The sequence below is a fragment of the Myxococcus sp. AB056 genome (assembly GCF_006547365.1).
In the GTDB taxonomy this organism is placed as follows: Bacteria; Myxococcota; Myxococcia; order Myxococcales; family Myxococcaceae; genus Myxococcus; species Myxococcus virescens.
In genome coordinates, this window is the sequence record NZ_VHLB01000011.1 from 25,328 (window position 1) to 42,176 (window position 16,849).

The window sequence follows — 16,849 nt, forward strand, 5'->3', positions numbered from 1 at the left end:
AGGGACACAGCTCGGCCGCGTGACAGGGCAGGCCCTCCTCGAAGGGGAGAGCCACCATGAGGGCACCACCGTCATCCTCTCCGGCGTGCGCGACAGCGTGTCCACGGACGCGCAAGGCCGCTTCACGTTCGACAACGTCCCCGCGGGAACGCACACCGTGGAGGCCCATCGGGACCACTACCAGCGGGCCGGGGACACGCTGGAGGTCCAGCCAGGTCAGACGACGTCGGTCGACCTGTCGCTGAGCCGCCACCAGGAAGCCCTGGTGCTCGAGGCGCCCGCCCTCACCGTGCAGCGAGGCCACCTGAAGCTCACCGGCTCCGGCTTCGGCGAGACGCGTGGCACCTCCCGCGTCTCCATCGGCGGCGTGGACGCCGAGGAGTACCTGTCCTGGTCGGACACGGAGGTGGTGGTGCGCGTGCCAGGGAGCGTTGTGCCCGGCGAGCAGGAGGTCGTCGTCACGCCTGGCCTGGATTGGAAGCCCGCCGCTACCGCGTCGCTGCGAGTGCTCCGACAGCGGACCCTCGCGTATGCGGCCGACTGGGGCATTGGCGTCCTGCCGAACAACACCGTCACCGTCTGGGGCTCGGCCGACTCCCTGAATGATGTCACTCCGACGCCGGCGGGGCTTTCCGATGTCGTCAGCGTGGGCGCGGGGACGACCTTCGCCGTGGCCCTGCAGGCGGATGGAACCGTAGTCAAGTGGGGAGGCCCCGACCCCGTCCCGGTGCCCGCGGGCCTGTCGGACGTCGTGGACATCAGCGCGAACGGAGTCCTGGTCCTCGCGCTCAAGCGAGATGGGACGGTCGTGGCCATCGGTGCGGAAACCGACCCGCAGACGCATGTCCCTGAAGGGCTTCAGGACGTGGTCGCGGTGTCCGCGGGGGCGTACCACGGCATGGCGCTCAAAGCGGACGGCACCCTCACCGTCTGGGGGCAGGACGTGTTCGACCTCCTCGTCGTCCCGGCGGGCCTGGATGACGTCGTGGCCATCGCCAACACGAGCAGCAGCGCACTGGCGCTGCGGGCGGACGGGACCGCGGCCGTCTGGGGATTTGGCGCGGCGTACTACGACCTCGCGCTCACCCCGGACCTCAGCGACGTCGTGGATGTCGCGGCAGGCGAACACCACTACATGGCGCTCCGGTCCAACGGCACCGTCGTCGCCTGGGGGAACAGCGCCTTTGGCCAGACGACGCTCCCCGCGGGATTGACGGATGTCGCCGCCGTCGCGGGCCAGGCCTTCAACAAGAGTCTGGCGCTCCGGCACAACGGCACCATCGCGGCCTGGGGAGACACCACCTCTGCCGGGAAACTGCCTCCGCCGGGCCTGGTCCTCCGCGTCCCTGCCCGGTAGACCCAAGCCGCTCCTCCGGCGCCTCACCTCGGGCGCCGGAGCGGCAAGTATTCCAAGGAATACAGGTTGCACATGGAGTCATGCGGAGGAACACTCCGGCATGCTCGCAATCCAACGGAGAGACGCGGCGATGACAGCTCCCGTCCAGCTCGACGCGCCCGACATCCAGGATGTGGTGCGGAGCCGAACGTTGGGGCTGGCATATGTCGGCACGGTGTTGGTGGTGGCGCACAACGCGCAGCCACCGGCCCCCGACGACTGGGCGCGCTACTGCGAGCTCATCGCGCGTCACCAGGACACGGCCACCGGGCAGCTCGTCCTGGCCGAAGGGCCCGGGCCCAATGCCACCCAGCGGCAACAGGCGCTCAACCAGGTGCCCAAGGACTACGTCATTCCGCCCACGGCGGTGTTCACCGAGTCCCCACTGGTCCGCGGCGTCGTGACGCTCTTCAACTGGTTCAGTCCCCGGGCCATGCGCGCCTTCATTCCGGGGGACGTCCCGGGCGCCGCGCGGCACCTGGGCTTGAGCGAGGAACAGGTGCGGCGGCTGGTGGACATCGGCAAGACGGTGCGGCCGGAACTGCAGTGACACGCACCGGCTACGGCTGGGTGCCCTGCTGGATGCGCAGCTCCCGGATGCCCTTGAGGATTCGGGGCGCCGTCAGCAGCATGTTCTGGTTGAGGAGCTTGCCGTCCACGGGGGTGCAGCTTCCCGACACACATGCGGTGTACGCGGGGCACGGTGACTCGCACTGGAAGGACTCCGGCGATATCTGGCAGGTCTCCGAGCAGTAACCGGAGAGGCAGGCCTCGTGCCGCATGCACGGCTGTCCATCTGGAAGCTGGCACAGCTTCGTCGCGCCACACTGCGTGGGCGAATGACATTCGGCGTTGCTGTCACAGCGTCCGTCATCGCGGTTGCACTTGCGCTCCGCGTTGCAGAAGAAACTGGCGCAGTCGCGGTCGTGCTCGCAGGACTCTCCCGGCTTGAGGAGACAGACGGACGAGCCCAGCACGTCCGCACACGTCAGCGCGCCCGGGCAGTCGTCCGGGGAGGCGCAGTCCTTTCCCAGCGGCACCGTGCACCCCACGCCGGGCTCACAGTAGCCGGTGATGCACTGGGAGCCCGCCTCACAGGGCTGGCCTTGCGAGGCCAGGCACACGCCCCCATCGAACTGCTTCGCGCACGTCAGCCCGCCGCCACAATGCCCATCCGGACAGGGCGCCCCGGGGCTGGGCTGCCGCGCCCTGCCCGCGGCGAGCAGGGAGGCCACCGTCCCCAGCAGGATGAACGTCGCCACCGCCATGACAGCCCAGTTCATGGGGAACGCCCTCGCGGCGGGCGGCGAGGAGACCACCTCGACGGTGACAGCGGGCCCCTGCGCGAACCGCTCGTCGGGGCTGTCGCAGTCCTCCACTCGCAGGTGGAAGGTGAAGTGGCCCGGTGGCGTCCCCGCTGGCACGCGGAGCCGGATGAGGATTCGCTGCGCGCCCGTCGGAGGAAAGTCGCGCTGGGTATCTCCGTCGATGAAGAGCCACTCACGCCGGGCGCCTGCGTCAGGCACCACCGAGAGGCGCGCGCGCACGGGGGCACGCGAGGCGTTGATGACGTGGAAGACGGCCTCCCCCGTCCCGCTGGGAGACAGACGAAGGGTGTCCGTGACTGCGGAGACATCGAAGACGCGAGACATCGACCTGCTCTCTTGGAGGACCGTGCGGCATTGAGCGAGTCAGGCCAGCGCTCCCGCCTCAAGCCCGGCGGTTCCCCCATCGCCCGGCCTGTCGCGGAAGGCTGTCCGTTCCATCATTCGCCTCGTCGTCGCGTCCCCGCGGTGGCCACGGGGGGAGGCTCGCTCCGTTCCCAGGCCTCCGACGTGGCCGCTCGAAGGCCCCGCGCCGCCGGACTCAGCGCATACACCGCGAGCAACTCGGGCCCCACGCCCCACGCATCAGGCGCCGCCGTCTCAGGCCCCGGGCTCCGCGCGGCAAGCGCAGCAGGGACAATCGACACCCGCCCTGCGTCCCACGCGTCGAGCGCGGCAGCGACAGTCTCCTCCAACCCCGCGCCCCACGCCTCGGAGACACCGGGAATGGAAGCCACAGGGCCCACGCTCCACGCATCGGGCGCACCAGCGACGGACGCCTTCAGCCGCGCGCCCCACGCATCGGGGAAGGACGCTTCGGGCGCCATGCCCCATTCATCAATCCAGGACGTCTCCAGCGTCCCGTGAGCCGGGTTCGGCGCGGTGGCACCCGGTGACGCGGGAACGCGCTCGGCGCCGCGTGGCGTCTCCTCGGAGGTGACAGACGGCGGGTGGCTTTGCGGCATGTCACTCCTCCTTCAACGGCAGGCGGATGAGCAGCGGCTGGGGCTCGGCGGCAAGCACCTCCGAGCCCAGCTCGAGCAGCTCACCCCTGGCGCGCACTTCCAGCCGTCCCAGCGTGGCCACGGGAGGCACGCTGGGAAAACGGAAGCAGCCCTTGGCATCCGTGCGCGTGGTGAGCTTCAACGTGGGCAGTTCGACGAGCGCGCCCGGAATCGGCACGTCCCCCGGGCCGACGACACAGCCCAGCAGCGCTTCCGCGGGCGTCGGCGTGGCCTGGGGCGTGGCGGAAAAGAGCACCCGGTGGATGACGGGCATCGCGCGCTCCCGCCGCACCGGGACGCGCAGGCGGAAGCAGGGACGCGGCGCGGTCCTCAGCCCGGCCCACACCGTGGTGGGCACCGGCGTGAGCTCCACCTCGAAGTCCGCCTCCTCCATGGCCGCGAAGACGAGCTCACCCAGCAGCCGGTGCGCTCGCTCCGGGGACTCCGCCCCCGCGGTGATGACGTAGCAGACCGAAATCTGCAGCGACGCGCGCCCCCCACCCCCGCCCCGGACCGGAGGCGCGGGCCCCAGCTCCAGCAGGTACAGACAGACGCCTCGCTCGAGCGATTCGCGGTCCGGCACGCCCAGGAACACCGGGACATCACCGGCAATGCGGCCCACCCACGCCTTCAAACGTTGATCGACTTCGTCGATCATCCGGACCCCCCGTCCTGGGCCGGTCGACCCGGGCCACTCGCAGCCCGGTGCTTTCCGGACTTGCAACGTGTCACCGGCTTCCAGGTGCAGGTATTGACCGGCGGGGCGGAGCGACGTCCGGCCTTCAACAACCCCCGGCAATCGCAGGGAAAAAGAAGGCACACAACTCTCGGACGGCTGGGACGGATAATTCCAAGACGCGCCACCCCCACGCGCACCGGGATTCCTCCATCATGGCCACGAAAGTCAGCGACAGCCCGCGTCCTCTCCCCTCACTTCCGTCGCGCGCCGCCGTGGCGAAGGACACCCGGGCCTCCGAGCCCCCGGCGAAGCCCGCCAGCGCGCCTCCCGGTTGGAACGCGGACCGCTTCGAGTCATCGGCCCGCGCGCCCCGGCCGCTCGTGTGCACCGTGCCCACGCCGCCGCCCACCGCGCCGGTGGAGCCGGCCCCCGCGCCGGAGCCGGAGGTGGACAGCGTCGCTGTGGACTCGGACCCGATGACGCACATCGCGTACCTGTCCTCGGACGAGCTCCAGGGCCGCGACAGCCCGTCAGCCGGTCTGGATGCCGCGTCGCTGTACGTGCAGCAGCACGTGCAGAAGTACGGCCTCGTCGGCCCCAACACGAACAACCCGGAGAACCCCTTCGAGCAGCGCTTCGACGTGTACTCGTTCGCGAGCCGGCCCGGGGTGCGCGGCGAGTCGGGCGAGCACGCCCACACGCCGAGCACCTACGGACACGCGCTGTTCGAGGGCGGCTTCTACCTCGACGACAACATGCCCAAGGAGACGCTCGCGCTGCTCAACCAGCAGTACGAGAAGTCGATGAACGCACGCGGCCTGCCCCTGGCCCCGCCGCGCGAGGGGGCGCAGCGAAGCGTGGAGGAGCTGCGCCAGCTGGCCTCCGCGTCCGGACAGGCGGTGAACACCATGGCGCTGCTGCCGGGCTCCGGGCCGAACAAGGACGAGGTCATCGTGGTGATGGCCCACCTGGACCACGACGGCGTGGACCGGCGCGGCAACGTCCTCAACGGCGCGGACGACAACGCCTCCGGCAGCGCGGTGCTGATGGCGGCGGTGCCGGAGCTGGCGGAGGCGGCCAGGCGAGGCGAGCTGGACCGCTCCGTGCTCTTGCTGTGGACGGGCGCCGAGGAGAAGGGCCTGGTGGGCTCGCAGTACTTCGTGGACCACCCGATTCCGGGGCTCGGCATGGAGGAGATTGCCGGCGTCATCAACGTGGACATGGTGGGCCGCTGGGATGACCAGCGCCTGTCGGTGGTGGACACCAACTCGCGCGGACAGCCCAACTACTTCCGGGAAGTGCTGGACCAGGCGAACGCGAAGCTCGATGACCCGTTCGACCGCATCAACCGGGACATCAACGTGTTCCGCGACCGGCAGGACGGTGCGTCCTTCGGGCGCAAGGGCGAGGACGTCCTCTTCATGTTCGAGGGCCTGTCCAACCCCAACGGCGGCGGAGACCTCATCCCCGAGTACCACCGGGCCGACGACGACATCGACCTCATCCTCCGCGACAACGGCGGAGAGAAGCCACGCCGCATCAAGGATTTGATGGTCAACGTCATCGGGCTCGCCGCCAATCGGACGACAGAGCCCTGAAATACCGGCGGCCCTGACCGCCAATGTCGGATACCAGCGCCGAAGCGGCCTCTTCCCGCCGTCATTTTTCCTGACGTCGCTTCTTTTTCCGCCCGGTCGCGCGAATGATGGCCACTGGGCCGGAAGACGCTGGAACACGACATGACGATGGCGACATCCTCGACGAAACGACAAAGGACATTCCTGCTGGGACGGCACGGCGCGGCGCTCACGTGCGCCCTGGGCCTGGGGGCCGCGACACCGGCCCTGGCCGACGGGTCGGATACTCCTCACCGCTTTGGCCTCATGCTGGACGCGGGCGCGCCGCACGGCGTGGGCCTGTCCGCGGTGCTGCGGCCGCTGCCGTGGCTGCGCTTGCAAGCGGGCCCCACCACCAACACGCTCAGCTTCGGCTTGCGCGGCGGATTGAGCATCCTGCCGATGCAGACCTTCGTGGCGCCGTCCTTCAACGTGGAGGCGGGGCACTACTTCGGCTCGGACTACAACGACGTGGTGGACTGGCTGGGCGCGACGCCGAGCCGGGCCAGCGCGGCCATTCGCGACGTGACGTACAACTACGTCACCGGCAGCGTGGGCCTGGAGGTGGGCGCGGCCAGCCGCTTCAACTTCTTCCTGCACCTGGGCCTCAGCTACGTGGACCTGGGCGTGGACGACGCGAGCGCCCTGCTCCAGGACGCCACGGATGACCCGGACGTCACCGCGAGGAACCTCTCCGTGCGCGCCACCATGCCCTCCGTGAAGCTGGGCTTCATCCTCTACTTCTTCTGAGCCAGGAGCTTTTCAACCATGCGAACGACTTCCTTCCGCATCCTGCTCCTCTCCAGCATCGCGATGCTCGCCACCGGCTGTGAATCCCTCTTCTTCATCGAGGCCGAGGCCGAGGAGATCTGCAAGACGGAGCGCGACCTGTCCTTCCCCGCGGCGCTGCCGCTCACCGTCAACGTGGAGCGGAGCATCACCTTCCCGCTGGGTGACTTCTCCGACCCGCTGCCCGAGGACACGGACATCGAAACCGAACTTCGGTTGCGCCTCTTCGAGGTGACGGCCGACACGGACCTGAGCGGCGTGGAGCGCGCCAACGTCTCCGTGCGCCTGCCGGGCTCCAACGACACCCACGTCATCGGTGAGTACACGCGCACCAGCACCGCGCCCACGCGCACCCTCCAGCTCACCAGCACCGGCCCGGTGGACCTGATGGACCTGGCCCGGCAGCCCGAGCTCGAGTTCATCTTCGACGCCCGGGGCACGCTGCCTTCCGAGGACTGGACCGCCTCGCTGCGCGCCTGCGCGGGCGTGAAGGCGCACGCCAACTACTTCGACCTGGTGTTCTAGGCCGCCCGCCGCTACCGGAGCCCGGAAGCCGCCGCCGCGCGCTTCCGGGCCTCCACGGGCGCGGGCACGGGCTGTTCGACGGGCGCGGGCTGCTTGGATGCGGGAGGTTGCACGTTGAGGAACTCGCGCCGCGTGCCCATGACCAGGTCGAAGAACGGGTGCGTCACGCACCAGTTCGCGTTCTGGTCCTTGCCCATGTGGTGGTCGTAGTGCCACGGCAGGTGCTCACGCGCCCACTTCGGGTCCAGGTGCGCGCGCCGGTGGACGAAGTAGTAGTTCGCCGCGCAGGCCCACACCGTCCCCACGAAGAAGGGCGCCACCGGCAACAGCGGCGCGTGGGCCAGCGCCAGCACCGCCAGCCCCATCAGCTCCTTGGTCTGCGCCGACCAGCTCCACAGCGAGCGCATGTACTGGTCATCCACCATGTCGTGGCGCCGCGACTTCTGGTGGTGCTCGTGCCAGTGGAAGCTCCAGAAGCTCTTCCGGTTCTTCCCCAGGCCGTGCAGGACGGACCTGTGAAGGACCCATTCACCAAAATTGGAGTAAACCCAGCCCAGGGGGATGCCGATCATCGTCGCCTCCGGCGAAGCGCCCGGCCGGCGCTTCGCTTCCCATAAATGACTATTTGGTCACTCTTTTTCTACCGCGCAATGGACTGGAGCGCACGGCAATGGCGAGCCGGGATGGCACGCGGGCGGATGGCGCCCAGGAGACGGGCAAGCCGCCCGCACGGCCCGGGGGCCGCCGCGAGGCCCACCGCCGAGAGCGAGAGCAGTCACTGGAGGACGCCGCGCTGAAGCTGTTCCTGGCGCGGGGCCTGGATGGCGTCACCATCGACGACATCACCCAGGCGGCCGGGGTGGCCAAGGGGACGTTCTACCGGTACTTCGACGACAAGGCGGCGCTGGTGGACAGCCTGCTGGAGCCGGTGCGCCGCGAGCTGCTGGCCGGGCTGGAGACGTGCGGCCACTCCCTGGCGGAGGCGCGCAACGTGGAGGCCATGTTCGACGCGTACCGCGCGGTGGCGGCGGTGATTGCGAGCGCGCTCCTCCAGTACCCGGGCGTGGTGCGGCTGTACCTCCAGGAGTCCCGGGGGCCCGCCGTGGGGGCGCGGACGAAGGTGGCGGAGCTGGCGCGACAGGTGGCGCGTCACGCGGTGGACATCACGCAGAAGGCGCACACCAGCGGGCTGCTGCGCCCCATCCGTCCGGCGGTGAGCGGACTGGCGGTGGTGGGCGCCGTGGAGCGGCTGCTGCTGGCGGTGCTGAGCGAGGAGGACATCGGCAATCCGCTGGAGCTTCCGGACGCGCTCACCACGCTGGTGTTGGACGGGCTGCGCCTTCCCCCGGAGGTCCGCCCTGGGCGCCGGAAGTTGGACGGAGGCCCCAAGCGCCCCTAAGGGTGGAGGGGTGGGACGCAAGCGGGCGGCACGGCGTGAGGGGATGACGGTGCCCGGGTGGGCGTGGTGGTTGCCGTGTGTGCTCGCGCCGGTGGTGCTGCTCAACGTCGCGGTGGCCTGGTTCGGCAACAGCTTCGTGTCTCCGCTGTCCTTCTCGTTCCTGGAGGCCAAGGCGGGTGCGCTGCGCGCGTATCTGGCGCACCGGCCGTCGTGCCTGGTGGAGGGACACGCGCCCCTGGAGCCCGTCATCGACGCGGCCGAGCGCCGGCACCGCCTTCCCGCGGGGCTGCTGCGCGCGCTGGTGCAGGTGGAGTCGGAGACGCGCGTGCACCGCATCTCCCCGGCGGGAGCCATGGGGCCCGGACAGTTGATGCCCGGCACCGCGGCCATGCTGGGCGTGAAGGACCCGTTCGACCCGGAGCCGGCGATTGACGGCAGCGCGCGCTATCTGGCCCAGCAGTTGCGGCGCTTCGGTGACGTGCGGCTCGCGGTGGCCGCGTACAACGCGGGCCCAGGCTCCGTGAATGGCCGCGTGCCGCGCAATGGCGAGACGGAGTTCTACGTGCCCAAGGTGCTCGCGGCGTGGGAGCTGACGCGCCCGCCTCCGCCGAGGAAGGCTCCGCCCGCGGTGAAGCCTGTAGCGAAGCCGAAGCCGAAGCCGGTGGCTCCGGCTCGCTCAAAGGCACCGGCGTCCGCGGCGAAGGAGCCGAAGAAGCCCGGCGCGCCCGCGGAGAATGGCCGGAGCTGAGGCGAGCGCAGCAGCCTACAGCGCGCGAGCCGCCGCAGGGTCCAGCCACACCTCGACGTCCGGGTGGAGCTGGAGGAAGGAGGCGGGACAGCGGGGGGACACGGGGCCCTTCACCATGCCGCGCACCGCCTCCGCCTTGGCCTCACCAAAAGCCAGCAGCAGCGCCTGCCGTGCCTGGAGGATGCTGGCCATGCCCAGCGTGAGCGCCTCCATCGGCACACGCGACGGGTCATCCCCGAAGAGCATGAGGTTGGCCTCGCGCGTCTGACGGCTCAGCCGCGTCCGGTGACACCGCGCGCGCAGTCCGTCCGCCGGCTCGTTGAAGGCCAGGTGCCCGTTCGAACCGAGCCCCAGCAGCACCAGGTCCAGTCCGCCCGCTTCGGCCAGCCGGGCCTCGTAGCGCGCGCACTCCGCCTCCGCGTCCTCCACCGCGCCATCCAGGAAATGGATGTTCGCGGGCGACAGGTTGACGTGCTGGAAGAGGTGCCGCTCCATGTAGGCGCGGAAGCTGCCCGCGTCGTCCGCCGACACACCCAGAAACTCATCCAGGTTGAAGGTGCGGACCTGGGCCCAATCCAAACCGCCGCGTGTGAACAATTCCACCAGCTCCCGGTACACGTTGAGCGGCGTACGCCCCGTGGGGAGCCCCAGCACCAGGGAGGGGCGTGCCGTCACCGCTCGGGCGATTCGCTGGGCGCACGTGGCGGCGGCCTCCCGCTCGGAATCGAAGACGCGGATGCGCATGGGTCCGAAACATAGGCATGCACCGGGTGCGCTTCCAGGCCGCGTGAATCATGACAGAGTCAGGGACATGGACCCCTTTGTCAGTCTCGACGCGACGGCACAGGCGGAGCTCGTCCGGCGCCGGGAGGCCACGCCGCTCGAGCTCGTGGATGCGGCCATTGCCCGCATCGAGCGCCTCAACCCGACGCTCAACGCAGTCGTCCAGACGCAATTCGACCAGGCGCGCGAGCGAGCCCGGGGAACGCTGCCTCCGGGCCCCTTCACCGGCGTCCCCTTCCTGCTCCAGGACCTGCTCACGGCCCAGGAGGGTCACCCGCTCACTCACGGCTCGCGCTTCGGGAAGGACTACGTTCCAGACCAGGACAGCGAGCTGGTGAAGCGCCACCGACGCAGCGGCCTGGTGGTGCTGGGCAAATCGAACACGCCGGAGATGGGGCTGCTCCCCACCACGGAGGGCGAGCTGCACGGGCCCTGCCGCAACCCCTGGGACACCTCGCGCTCTCCGGGCGGGTCCAGCGGCGGCGCGGCGGCGGCGGTGGCCAGCGGCATGGTGCCCTTCGCCCACGCGACGGACAGCGGCGGCTCCATCCGCATCCCCGCCGCCGCATGTGGCCTCTTCGGCCTCAAGCCCACCCGGGGCCGTAACCCCATGGGCGGCGACATCGCGGACGCCGTCCACTGGCTCGTCACCGAACACGCCCTCACCCGCTCCGTGCGAGACAGCGCGGCGCTGCTCGACGTCACCTGCGGCGCGGACGCGGGGACGCCGTACCAGGCCCCAGCCAAGGCCCGGCCCTATACCCAGGAGGTCAACACGCCCCCGGGCCGCCTGCGCATCCGCGTGGCCGTACGAAACCCCATGGGCGCCGCGCTCCACCCGGAGTGCCTGGCCGCCATCCACTCCGCGGCCCGGCTGCTGGAGGACCTGGGCCACCACGTGGACGAGGGCAGCCTGGAGGTGCCCGGTGATGACGCGGTGGGCCAGCACTTCATCACCGTGTGGACCGCGGGCGTCGTCTTCAGCATCGACGCGATGGCCGAGCGCCTGGGACGCAGTCCGGAGGCTTTGCACTTCGAGCCCTTCACCTGGGCCCTCTACCAATATGGCCTGGACCAGGGCCTGTCCGCCTATCTGCGCGCCAGCGCGGAATTGCAGCGTCACAGCCACGCCGCGCTCCATCACTTCGACGACGTGGACGTCTGGCTGATGCCCACCCTCAACGAGCTCGCGCCGCCGCTGGGCACGTTCTCCTCGCCACCGGGCGAGCCCCTGGCCCCGCTGCTCCGCGCGGGCGCCTTCGCCTCCCTCTGCCCGATGGCCAACACCACGGGGCTGCCCGCCATGAGCATGCCGCTCCACTGGAGCCCGGACGGCCTGCCCGTGGGCGTTCAGTTCATGGGGCGCTTTGGAGATGAAGCCACCCTGTTCCGGCTCGCCGCCCAGTTGGAGGCTGCCCGCCCCTGGGCCCAGCGTCGTCCACCGGTGTTCGGATAGATGGTTGGAAGGTCCCCGGGTGAGCGCTCGGGCGAACTTGGACATCGCGTCTGGCGCCGGGCGCGATAGAACGTTTCTCCATGAAAGTCGCCGTGCTCACCGGCGGGGGCGACTGCCCCGGCCTGAACGCCGTCATCCGCGCCGTCGTCCGCCGCGCCAACGCCCACGGCTTCGAGATGATGGGCCTCCGAGATGGCTGGAAGGGGTTGTTGGAGGACAACCACTTCCGCCTCACGCGTGAAACCACGTCCGGAATCCTCCACCGGGGCGGCACCATCCTCGGCACCTCGCGCGTCAACCCGTTCAAGGTCGAAAACGGGCTGGAGCGCGTCAAGCGCGCCATCGAACGCAACGGCATCCACGCCGTCATCGCCATTGGTGGTGAAGGCACGCTGTCGGCCGCCACGCGCATGTCGCAGGAAGGGCTGCGCATCGTCGGTGTGCCGAAGACCATCGACAACGACATCAACGCCACGGACTTCACCTTCGGCTTCGACACGGCCGTCGCCATCGCCACCGAGGCCATTGACCGGCTGCACTCCACCGCGGAGTCGCACAAGCGCGTCATCGTCTGCGAGGTGATGGGCCGTCACGTAGGCTGGATTGCCACCTACGCGGGCATCGCTGGCGGCGCGGACGTCATCCTGGTGCCGGAGATTCCCGCCGACCTGGCGAAGGTGGCCGAGCACATCCAGCGCCGCCACGCGGGCGGACGCACCTTCTCCATCGTCGTGGTGGCGGAGGGCACGCGCATCAAGCTGTCCGCGGACCAGCAGGAGCAGCTCGTCACCAGCGGAGCGCTGGACGAGGCAGGCAGGCCCCGGCTCGGTGGCGTGGGCACCATCCTGGCGCACGAAATCGAGCGGCGCACCGGCTTCGAGACGCGCGTGTCCGTGCTGGGCCACATCCAGCGCGGCGGCGCCCCCACCGCGCATGACCGCGTGCTCGCCACCCGCTACGGCGTCCACGCCTGCGACATGGTGGCTCGCGGCGAGTTCGGGAAGATGGCCGCGCTGCGAGGCAACGACATCATCAGCGTGGACCTGTCGGACGCCACCCGCGAGCTCAAGCGCGTCCCGCAGGAGTTCTTCGAAGTCGCCCAGGTCTTCTTCGGCTGACGCGACGCAGCATCGCGGAGCGCGGATGAAGCACGGGGCCGCGCTCCGTTAGCATCGGCACCTCCTCACGCCGTCACAAGGAAGGGTGCCGATGCTGCCAGGCCGCATGATGGATTTCCCGCTCACGCTGAGCCACTTGATGGAGCGTGCACGGACGTTCTACCCACGCTCGGAAATCGTCAGCCGCAACCCGGACAAGTCGCTGCACCGCTACACGTACGCGGACTTCTACGCGCGCACGTGCCAGTTGGCCAACGCGCTGACGCGGCTGGGCGTGAAGGCGGGGGACCGGGTGGCCACGCTGAGCTGGAATCACTACCGGCACCTGGAGGTGTATTACGGCGTGCCGTGCATGGGCGCGGTGGTGCACACGCTCAACCTGCGCCTGCACCCCAATGACCTGGGCTACATCGCGCGGCACGCGGAAGACTCCGTGGTGGTGGTGGACCGTTCGCTGCTCCCGCTGTTCGAGAAGTTCAAGGACGCGGTGCCCAGCATCCGCCACGTCATCGTGGTGCCGGACGCGGGCCCCGCACCGGAGGGGACGCTCGACTACGAAGCACTGCTGGCAGCCGAGTCCCCGGACTTCGAATTTCCCCAGCTCGATGAGAACTCCGCGTCGATGCTCTGCTACACGTCGGGCACCACGGGCAATCCAAAGGGCGTGCTCTACAGCCACCGCTCCACCGTGCTGCACGCCCTGGCGTGTTGCATGACGGACGTGACGGGCATGCGCGAGGCGGACGCGGTGATGCCGGTGGTGCCCATGTTCCACGCCGCCGCGTGGGGCCTGGCCTTCGACGCCGTCCTCACCGGCGCGAAGCTGGTGCTTCCCGGGCCGCACCTGGACCCGCCCTCCCTGCTGGACTTGATGGCAGCGGAGAAGGTCACCCTGGCGGGCGGCGTGCCCACCATCTGGATTGGAATCCTGGCGCTGCTGGACCAGTCGCCGAACAAGTGGGACCTGAGCAGCATGCGGTCGATGCTGATTGGTGGCTCGGCGGCGCCTCCGTCGCTGATTGAGGGCTTCCAGCAGCGGCATGGACTGGAGGTGGTCCACGCGTGGGGCATGACGGAGATGAGCCCCGTCGGAACGATGGCGAAGGTCAAGGGACCGCTGCGGCAGGCGGCGCCAGAGACGAAGTCCTCGGCGCGGGCGTCCCAGGGGTTCGCGCTGCCGTTCGTGGAGACACGCGTCGCCAGCGACGACGGCACGCTGCTGCCCTGGGATGGGGAGACGATGGGCGAACTGGAGGTCCGTGGGCCCTGGGTCGCGTCGTCCTACTTCAGCGACGAGGGCGCGGACCGCTTCACGAAGGACGGCTGGTTCAAGACGGGCGACGTGGTGACCATCGACTCGCACGGGTACGTGCGCATCTGCGACCGGAGCAAGGACGTCATCAAGTCGGGCGGTGAGTGGATCTCCTCCGTGGCGCTGGAGAACGCGCTGATGGCGCACCCGGCGGTGCTGGAGGCGGCCGTCTTCGCTGGGAAACATCCGAAGTGGGATGAGCGCCCGCTGGCCGCCGTGGCACTGAAGGAGGGGCAGCAGGTCACGAAGGAGGAGCTGACCGCGCACCTGGCGGGCCAGTTCGCGAAGATGTGGCTGCCGGATGACTATGTCTTCGTCCCGCAGGTGCCGCGGACGTCCACCGGCAAGTTCCTCAAGACGAAGCTGCGCGAGGACTACGGCGACCACCTGCTCAAGAATCTGAAGGCGGACGCGGCGACGTAGACCGCGACGAGGCAGTGACCTCCACGCGTCCGCCTCTGACGCGCGGAGGTCACTTCTGGCCCTGCGCTAGTTGCCACCCAGGCAGATGCCGTCGCAGGTGACCTCCACCTGTCCGTCTGGCCACAGGAACCGGTCCACCTGCTCCCGTCCATCGTCGTCCCGGCGCACGCCTTCGTGAACGGCATTGTCGGCGGCCGGCAGGTCCGCCACGGTGCCGGGCAGCGGCGGCGGTAGCCCGAAGTCGAACTGCACCAGCGCCGAGCCCTCCACCGGTCCCTCTGCCGCGGGCAGCATGGGCACGCGCCAGGTGGCGGGCAGTTGCTGCGTCAATCCCATGGCGCGGGCATGCAGCTCGGTGGCCACGTTGGGAACCTGCGCATCCCCCAGGCCGTACTGCACCAGCACCCGGCGCGACGCGGGCGCTCCGGGATACAGGTCGCCAAGCACGTGCGGCGCATAGGTGAGCGGGTCGATGCGGTCGAAGGACGTCTGCGTCAGCGCCGCGAACTTCTGCTGGTCGAGCGCGTCCGGCACCGTCTGGGCAATCGCCTCCAGGAACATGCCGAAGGGCCGGGCGCGGAACATCATCAGCGAGAAGTCCGCCCCGCCCACGCTGAACACGGCGCGTGAGACGTGCGGCGACAGCGCGACGTACGTGCCGCCCAGGATGTGGCCCTGGCTGATGCCGTAGAAGTACGTCTGCTCCGGGTCAAAGACGCGCACGCCGTCGTCCTGCAGCTCGGTCAGCGCCCCCAAGGTCGTCCGGGCCGCGTACGTCACGGCGAGCTGATTCACCATGCCTTGGTGGACGCGGTCGGTGAAGCGCAGCGTCTGGCCAGGGTTGCCCGCCATCGCCTGGAGCACGCCCGGCGCGTCCGCCTGCGACATGCCCCACCAGTCCACCGTCAGCACCACCATCCGCGTGGCCTGGATGAAGGGCCGGACGAAGGAACCATCCGCCTCCGCCTGCCGGCCGAAGAAGCCGTGGCCATACTGGAGCAAGCGCACCGGCGCCACGGACTGTCCCCAGACGCTGCGAGGAATCTGGAGCGTGAAAGGCACCTCCGCGTCGCCATTGCGACGCGCACGGCCTTCCTCGTCACGGGCGAGCAGCGCACCGGGCTGGTCGCTCTCCAGGAAGAGCGGGACGCGCAAGGTGCCGGTGATGCGCCGGGCGACGTTGGCGTCCACGTCATCTCGCACCTCCGTCACCGTGACGGCGGGGGGCGTGGCCTCCAGCGCCTCCATCGCCAGGCGGCGCACCTGGAGCATGTCCTGCGTGACGCCCTCTTGCGACTCGGTGGTGAAGTCCCACGCGAGCTGGAGCTCCGCGCGCGGCACACCCGCGGCCTCCAGCGCCGGGAAGACGTCCGCTTCGTATCTGGCGGCCAGGGGCGCCAGCAGCGGGTCTCCCGCCGTCTGGCCATCCCGGATGCGCCGGAAGCCCTCAGGCACCGGCACGGGCGTGCCGTCCTTCGCCGTCAGCCCGCGCAGCGCGATGATGTAGCGGGCCGTGTTGCGCAGCCGCACCACGGGCCGCAACAGCAAGGCGCGGCGCGCGTCGTCCGGAGCCCTGGGGTCCAGCTCCGCGAAGTGGAGCACGCCCTCGCCGCGCTCCGCGTCAAGGAACACCGTGTTCCCATTCGTCGCGGCGGTGGGGCTCGTCACCGACGGCAGGCGCGCGTCATCCACACCGTCCGGAAAGAGCGCGAGCACCTGCGTGCCATGGGAATAGCCGTCCGCCGGGTGGAGGTCCGTGAAGTCGAACGCGGCGCCGTCCGGTGCCTTCAACTTCGCCGCTTCGGAGAGCCGCACCCGGTGGCCGGACGGCAGCGCCGCATCCTCCTCGAGGAAGTAGTCGGAGGGGTATGGCAGGAGGCAGTCATGCTCGGAGGCCAACGGGTTGCAGCCCGCGGGCACCATCAGCGGAGGCAGCTCCTCACCCGCATCGGGCGTGCCGCTGTCTCCCGCATCCGGGCTCCCACTGTCGCCCGCGTCGGGCAATCCCGCGTCCGGTGGCGCGCCTTCATCCGAGTCGCCGCAGGCGGGAGCCACCGCCAGCAACCACGCCGTCAACAGTCCAGCGCCATACCGCTTCATCCGCATCATCATGTCGTCGCTCCTGGAGGGCTTCGCGGAAGGGGTTCAGTTGCCCCGGCGCGATGAAAGCGGACGCATTTCCCCCAAGAAAGGTCGCGCGCGTCATGGCGCGGAGGGACGGCACGGCTCCCGACCGGCGGTGGACACTCCATGGGGAATGGACGCGCTCCAGCGCC

16 protein-coding genes are annotated in these 16,849 nt (G+C 69.9%); 10 read left to right on the plus strand and 6 right to left on the minus strand.

What is annotated here, in order from left to right:
* Nucleotides 1-19: 19 nt before the first annotated feature.
* Together FMP39_RS07390 and FMP39_RS07395 are read left to right on the plus strand one after the other, a co-directional pair.
* Complete coding sequence (locus tag FMP39_RS07390; RefSeq protein WP_141589269.1) at nucleotides 20-1,357, plus strand: carboxypeptidase regulatory-like domain-containing protein; 1,338 nt, start codon at nucleotides 20-22, stop codon at nucleotides 1,355-1,357.
* A 130-nt stretch (nucleotides 1,358-1,487) separates the two neighbouring features.
* Nucleotides 1,488-1,946, plus strand: coding sequence for an STAS/SEC14 domain-containing protein (locus FMP39_RS07395; protein WP_186817749.1), 459 nt, complete (start codon nucleotides 1,488-1,490; stop codon nucleotides 1,944-1,946).
* Nucleotides 1,947-1,956: 10 nt separating this feature from the next.
* On the opposite strand, the gene FMP39_RS07400 is transcribed toward FMP39_RS07395, so the two are convergent.
* The 3 genes from FMP39_RS07400 to FMP39_RS07410 all read right to left on the minus strand — a co-directional run bounded on the left by FMP39_RS07400 (nucleotide 1,957) and on the right by FMP39_RS07410 (nucleotide 4,383).
* Nucleotides 1,957-3,048: a hypothetical protein gene (locus FMP39_RS07400; protein ID WP_141589270.1), complete on the minus strand. Its 1,092-nt coding sequence runs from the start codon at nucleotides 3,046-3,048 to the stop codon at nucleotides 1,957-1,959.
* A gap of 113 nt (nucleotides 3,049-3,161) precedes the next feature.
* Nucleotides 3,162-3,686 (minus strand): hypothetical protein, encoded by a 525-nt coding sequence (locus tag FMP39_RS07405; RefSeq protein ID WP_228557755.1) that lies wholly within the window; start codon nucleotides 3,684-3,686, stop codon nucleotides 3,162-3,164.
* A gap of 1 nt (nucleotide 3,687) precedes the next feature.
* Nucleotides 3,688-4,383 (minus strand): carboxypeptidase-like regulatory domain-containing protein, encoded by a 696-nt coding sequence (locus FMP39_RS07410; protein ID WP_228557756.1) that lies wholly within the window; start codon nucleotides 4,381-4,383, stop codon nucleotides 3,688-3,690.
* Nucleotides 4,384-4,616: 233 nt separating this feature from the next.
* Between FMP39_RS07410 and FMP39_RS07415 the strand changes: the two genes are divergently transcribed.
* From FMP39_RS07415 to FMP39_RS07425, 3 genes are all read left to right on the plus strand, one after another.
* On the plus strand, nucleotides 4,617-6,002 hold the full coding sequence (locus tag FMP39_RS07415) for a M28 family metallopeptidase (protein WP_141589271.1): 1,386 nt from the start codon (nucleotides 4,617-4,619) through the stop codon (nucleotides 6,000-6,002).
* 141 nt (nucleotides 6,003-6,143) lie between these two features.
* Nucleotides 6,144-6,770, plus strand: coding sequence for a hypothetical protein (locus FMP39_RS07420; RefSeq protein WP_141589272.1), 627 nt, complete (start codon nucleotides 6,144-6,146; stop codon nucleotides 6,768-6,770).
* 18 nt (nucleotides 6,771-6,788) lie between these two features.
* The gene (locus FMP39_RS07425) at nucleotides 6,789-7,334 is read left to right on the plus strand and encodes a hypothetical protein (protein ID WP_090488595.1); all 546 of its coding nucleotides are present in this window, start codon (nucleotides 6,789-6,791) and stop codon (nucleotides 7,332-7,334) included.
* A gap of 11 nt (nucleotides 7,335-7,345) precedes the next feature.
* On the opposite strand, the gene FMP39_RS07430 is transcribed toward FMP39_RS07425, so the two are convergent.
* Nucleotides 7,346-7,906, minus strand: coding sequence for a sterol desaturase family protein (locus tag FMP39_RS07430; RefSeq protein ID WP_090488593.1), 561 nt, complete (start codon nucleotides 7,904-7,906; stop codon nucleotides 7,346-7,348).
* A 98-nt stretch (nucleotides 7,907-8,004) separates the two neighbouring features.
* On the opposite strand from FMP39_RS07430, the gene FMP39_RS07435 reads away from it, so the two are divergent.
* Complete coding sequence (locus tag FMP39_RS07435; protein WP_141589273.1) at nucleotides 8,005-8,733, plus strand: TetR/AcrR family transcriptional regulator; 729 nt, start codon at nucleotides 8,005-8,007, stop codon at nucleotides 8,731-8,733.
* Between the two features lie 10 nt (nucleotides 8,734-8,743).
* Entirely contained in the window at nucleotides 8,744-9,481 is a 738-nt protein-coding gene (locus FMP39_RS07440; protein WP_141589274.1) for a lytic transglycosylase domain-containing protein, read from the plus strand.
* A 15-nt stretch (nucleotides 9,482-9,496) separates the two neighbouring features.
* Here the strand turns inward: FMP39_RS07440 and FMP39_RS07445 are convergent, their stop codons facing one another.
* The gene (locus FMP39_RS07445; protein ID WP_141589275.1) at nucleotides 9,497-10,225 is read right to left on the minus strand and encodes a glucosamine-6-phosphate deaminase; all 729 of its coding nucleotides are present in this window, start codon (nucleotides 10,223-10,225) and stop codon (nucleotides 9,497-9,499) included.
* Between the two features lie 67 nt (nucleotides 10,226-10,292).
* Here FMP39_RS07445 and FMP39_RS07450 point away from each other — a divergent pair, with 67 nt between their 5' ends.
* The 3 genes from FMP39_RS07450 to FMP39_RS07460 all read left to right on the plus strand — a co-directional run bounded on the left by FMP39_RS07450 (nucleotide 10,293) and on the right by FMP39_RS07460 (nucleotide 14,573).
* The gene (locus tag FMP39_RS07450; RefSeq protein ID WP_141589276.1) at nucleotides 10,293-11,720 is read left to right on the plus strand and encodes an amidase; all 1,428 of its coding nucleotides are present in this window, start codon (nucleotides 10,293-10,295) and stop codon (nucleotides 11,718-11,720) included.
* Between the two features lie 80 nt (nucleotides 11,721-11,800).
* Nucleotides 11,801-12,838 carry a 6-phosphofructokinase gene (locus tag FMP39_RS07455; RefSeq protein ID WP_141589277.1) on the plus strand — a complete coding sequence of 346 codons (1,038 nt, stop codon included), beginning with the start codon at nucleotides 11,801-11,803 and terminating at the stop codon, nucleotides 12,836-12,838.
* A 91-nt stretch (nucleotides 12,839-12,929) separates the two neighbouring features.
* A complete protein-coding gene (locus FMP39_RS07460; protein ID WP_141589278.1) occupies nucleotides 12,930-14,573 on the plus strand; it encodes a long-chain fatty acid--CoA ligase in 1,644 nt (547 codons plus the stop codon).
* Nucleotides 14,574-14,639: 66 nt separating this feature from the next.
* Here FMP39_RS07460 and FMP39_RS07465 read toward each other — a convergent pair whose 3' ends face one another.
* Nucleotides 14,640-16,685, minus strand: a complete 2,046-nt coding sequence (locus tag FMP39_RS07465; protein ID WP_141589279.1) for a hypothetical protein — start codon at nucleotides 16,683-16,685, stop codon at nucleotides 14,640-14,642.
* Nucleotides 16,686-16,849: the final 164 nt, after the last annotated feature.

Coding starts and splice junctions, on each gene's coding strand:
- FMP39_RS07445 (WP_141589275.1), bottom strand. CDS start 10,225: ATGCGCATCCGCGTCTTCGATTCCGAGCGGGAGGCCGCCGCCACGTGC.
- FMP39_RS07465 (WP_141589279.1), bottom strand. CDS start 16,685: ATGATGATGCGGATGAAGCGGTATGGCGCTGGACTGTTGACGGCGTGG.
- FMP39_RS07430 (WP_090488593.1), bottom strand. CDS start 7,906: ATGATCGGCATCCCCCTGGGCTGGGTTTACTCCAATTTTGGTGAATGG.
- FMP39_RS07460 (WP_141589278.1), top strand. CDS start 12,930: ATGCTGCCAGGCCGCATGATGGATTTCCCGCTCACGCTGAGCCACTTG.
- FMP39_RS07450 (WP_141589276.1), top strand. CDS start 10,293: ATGGACCCCTTTGTCAGTCTCGACGCGACGGCACAGGCGGAGCTCGTC.
- FMP39_RS07395 (WP_186817749.1), top strand. CDS start 1,488: ATGACAGCTCCCGTCCAGCTCGACGCGCCCGACATCCAGGATGTGGTG.
- FMP39_RS07435 (WP_141589273.1), top strand. CDS start 8,005: ATGGCGAGCCGGGATGGCACGCGGGCGGATGGCGCCCAGGAGACGGGC.
- FMP39_RS07410 (WP_228557756.1), bottom strand. CDS start 4,383: ATGATCGACGAAGTCGATCAACGTTTGAAGGCGTGGGTGGGCCGCATT.
- FMP39_RS07415 (WP_141589271.1), top strand. CDS start 4,617: ATGGCCACGAAAGTCAGCGACAGCCCGCGTCCTCTCCCCTCACTTCCG.
- FMP39_RS07420 (WP_141589272.1), top strand. CDS start 6,144: ATGACGATGGCGACATCCTCGACGAAACGACAAAGGACATTCCTGCTG.
- FMP39_RS07455 (WP_141589277.1), top strand. CDS start 11,801: ATGAAAGTCGCCGTGCTCACCGGCGGGGGCGACTGCCCCGGCCTGAAC.
- FMP39_RS07425 (WP_090488595.1), top strand. CDS start 6,789: ATGCGAACGACTTCCTTCCGCATCCTGCTCCTCTCCAGCATCGCGATG.
- FMP39_RS07400 (WP_141589270.1), bottom strand. CDS start 3,048: ATGTCTCGCGTCTTCGATGTCTCCGCAGTCACGGACACCCTTCGTCTG.
- FMP39_RS07405 (WP_228557755.1), bottom strand. CDS start 3,686: ATGCCGCAAAGCCACCCGCCGTCTGTCACCTCCGAGGAGACGCCACGC.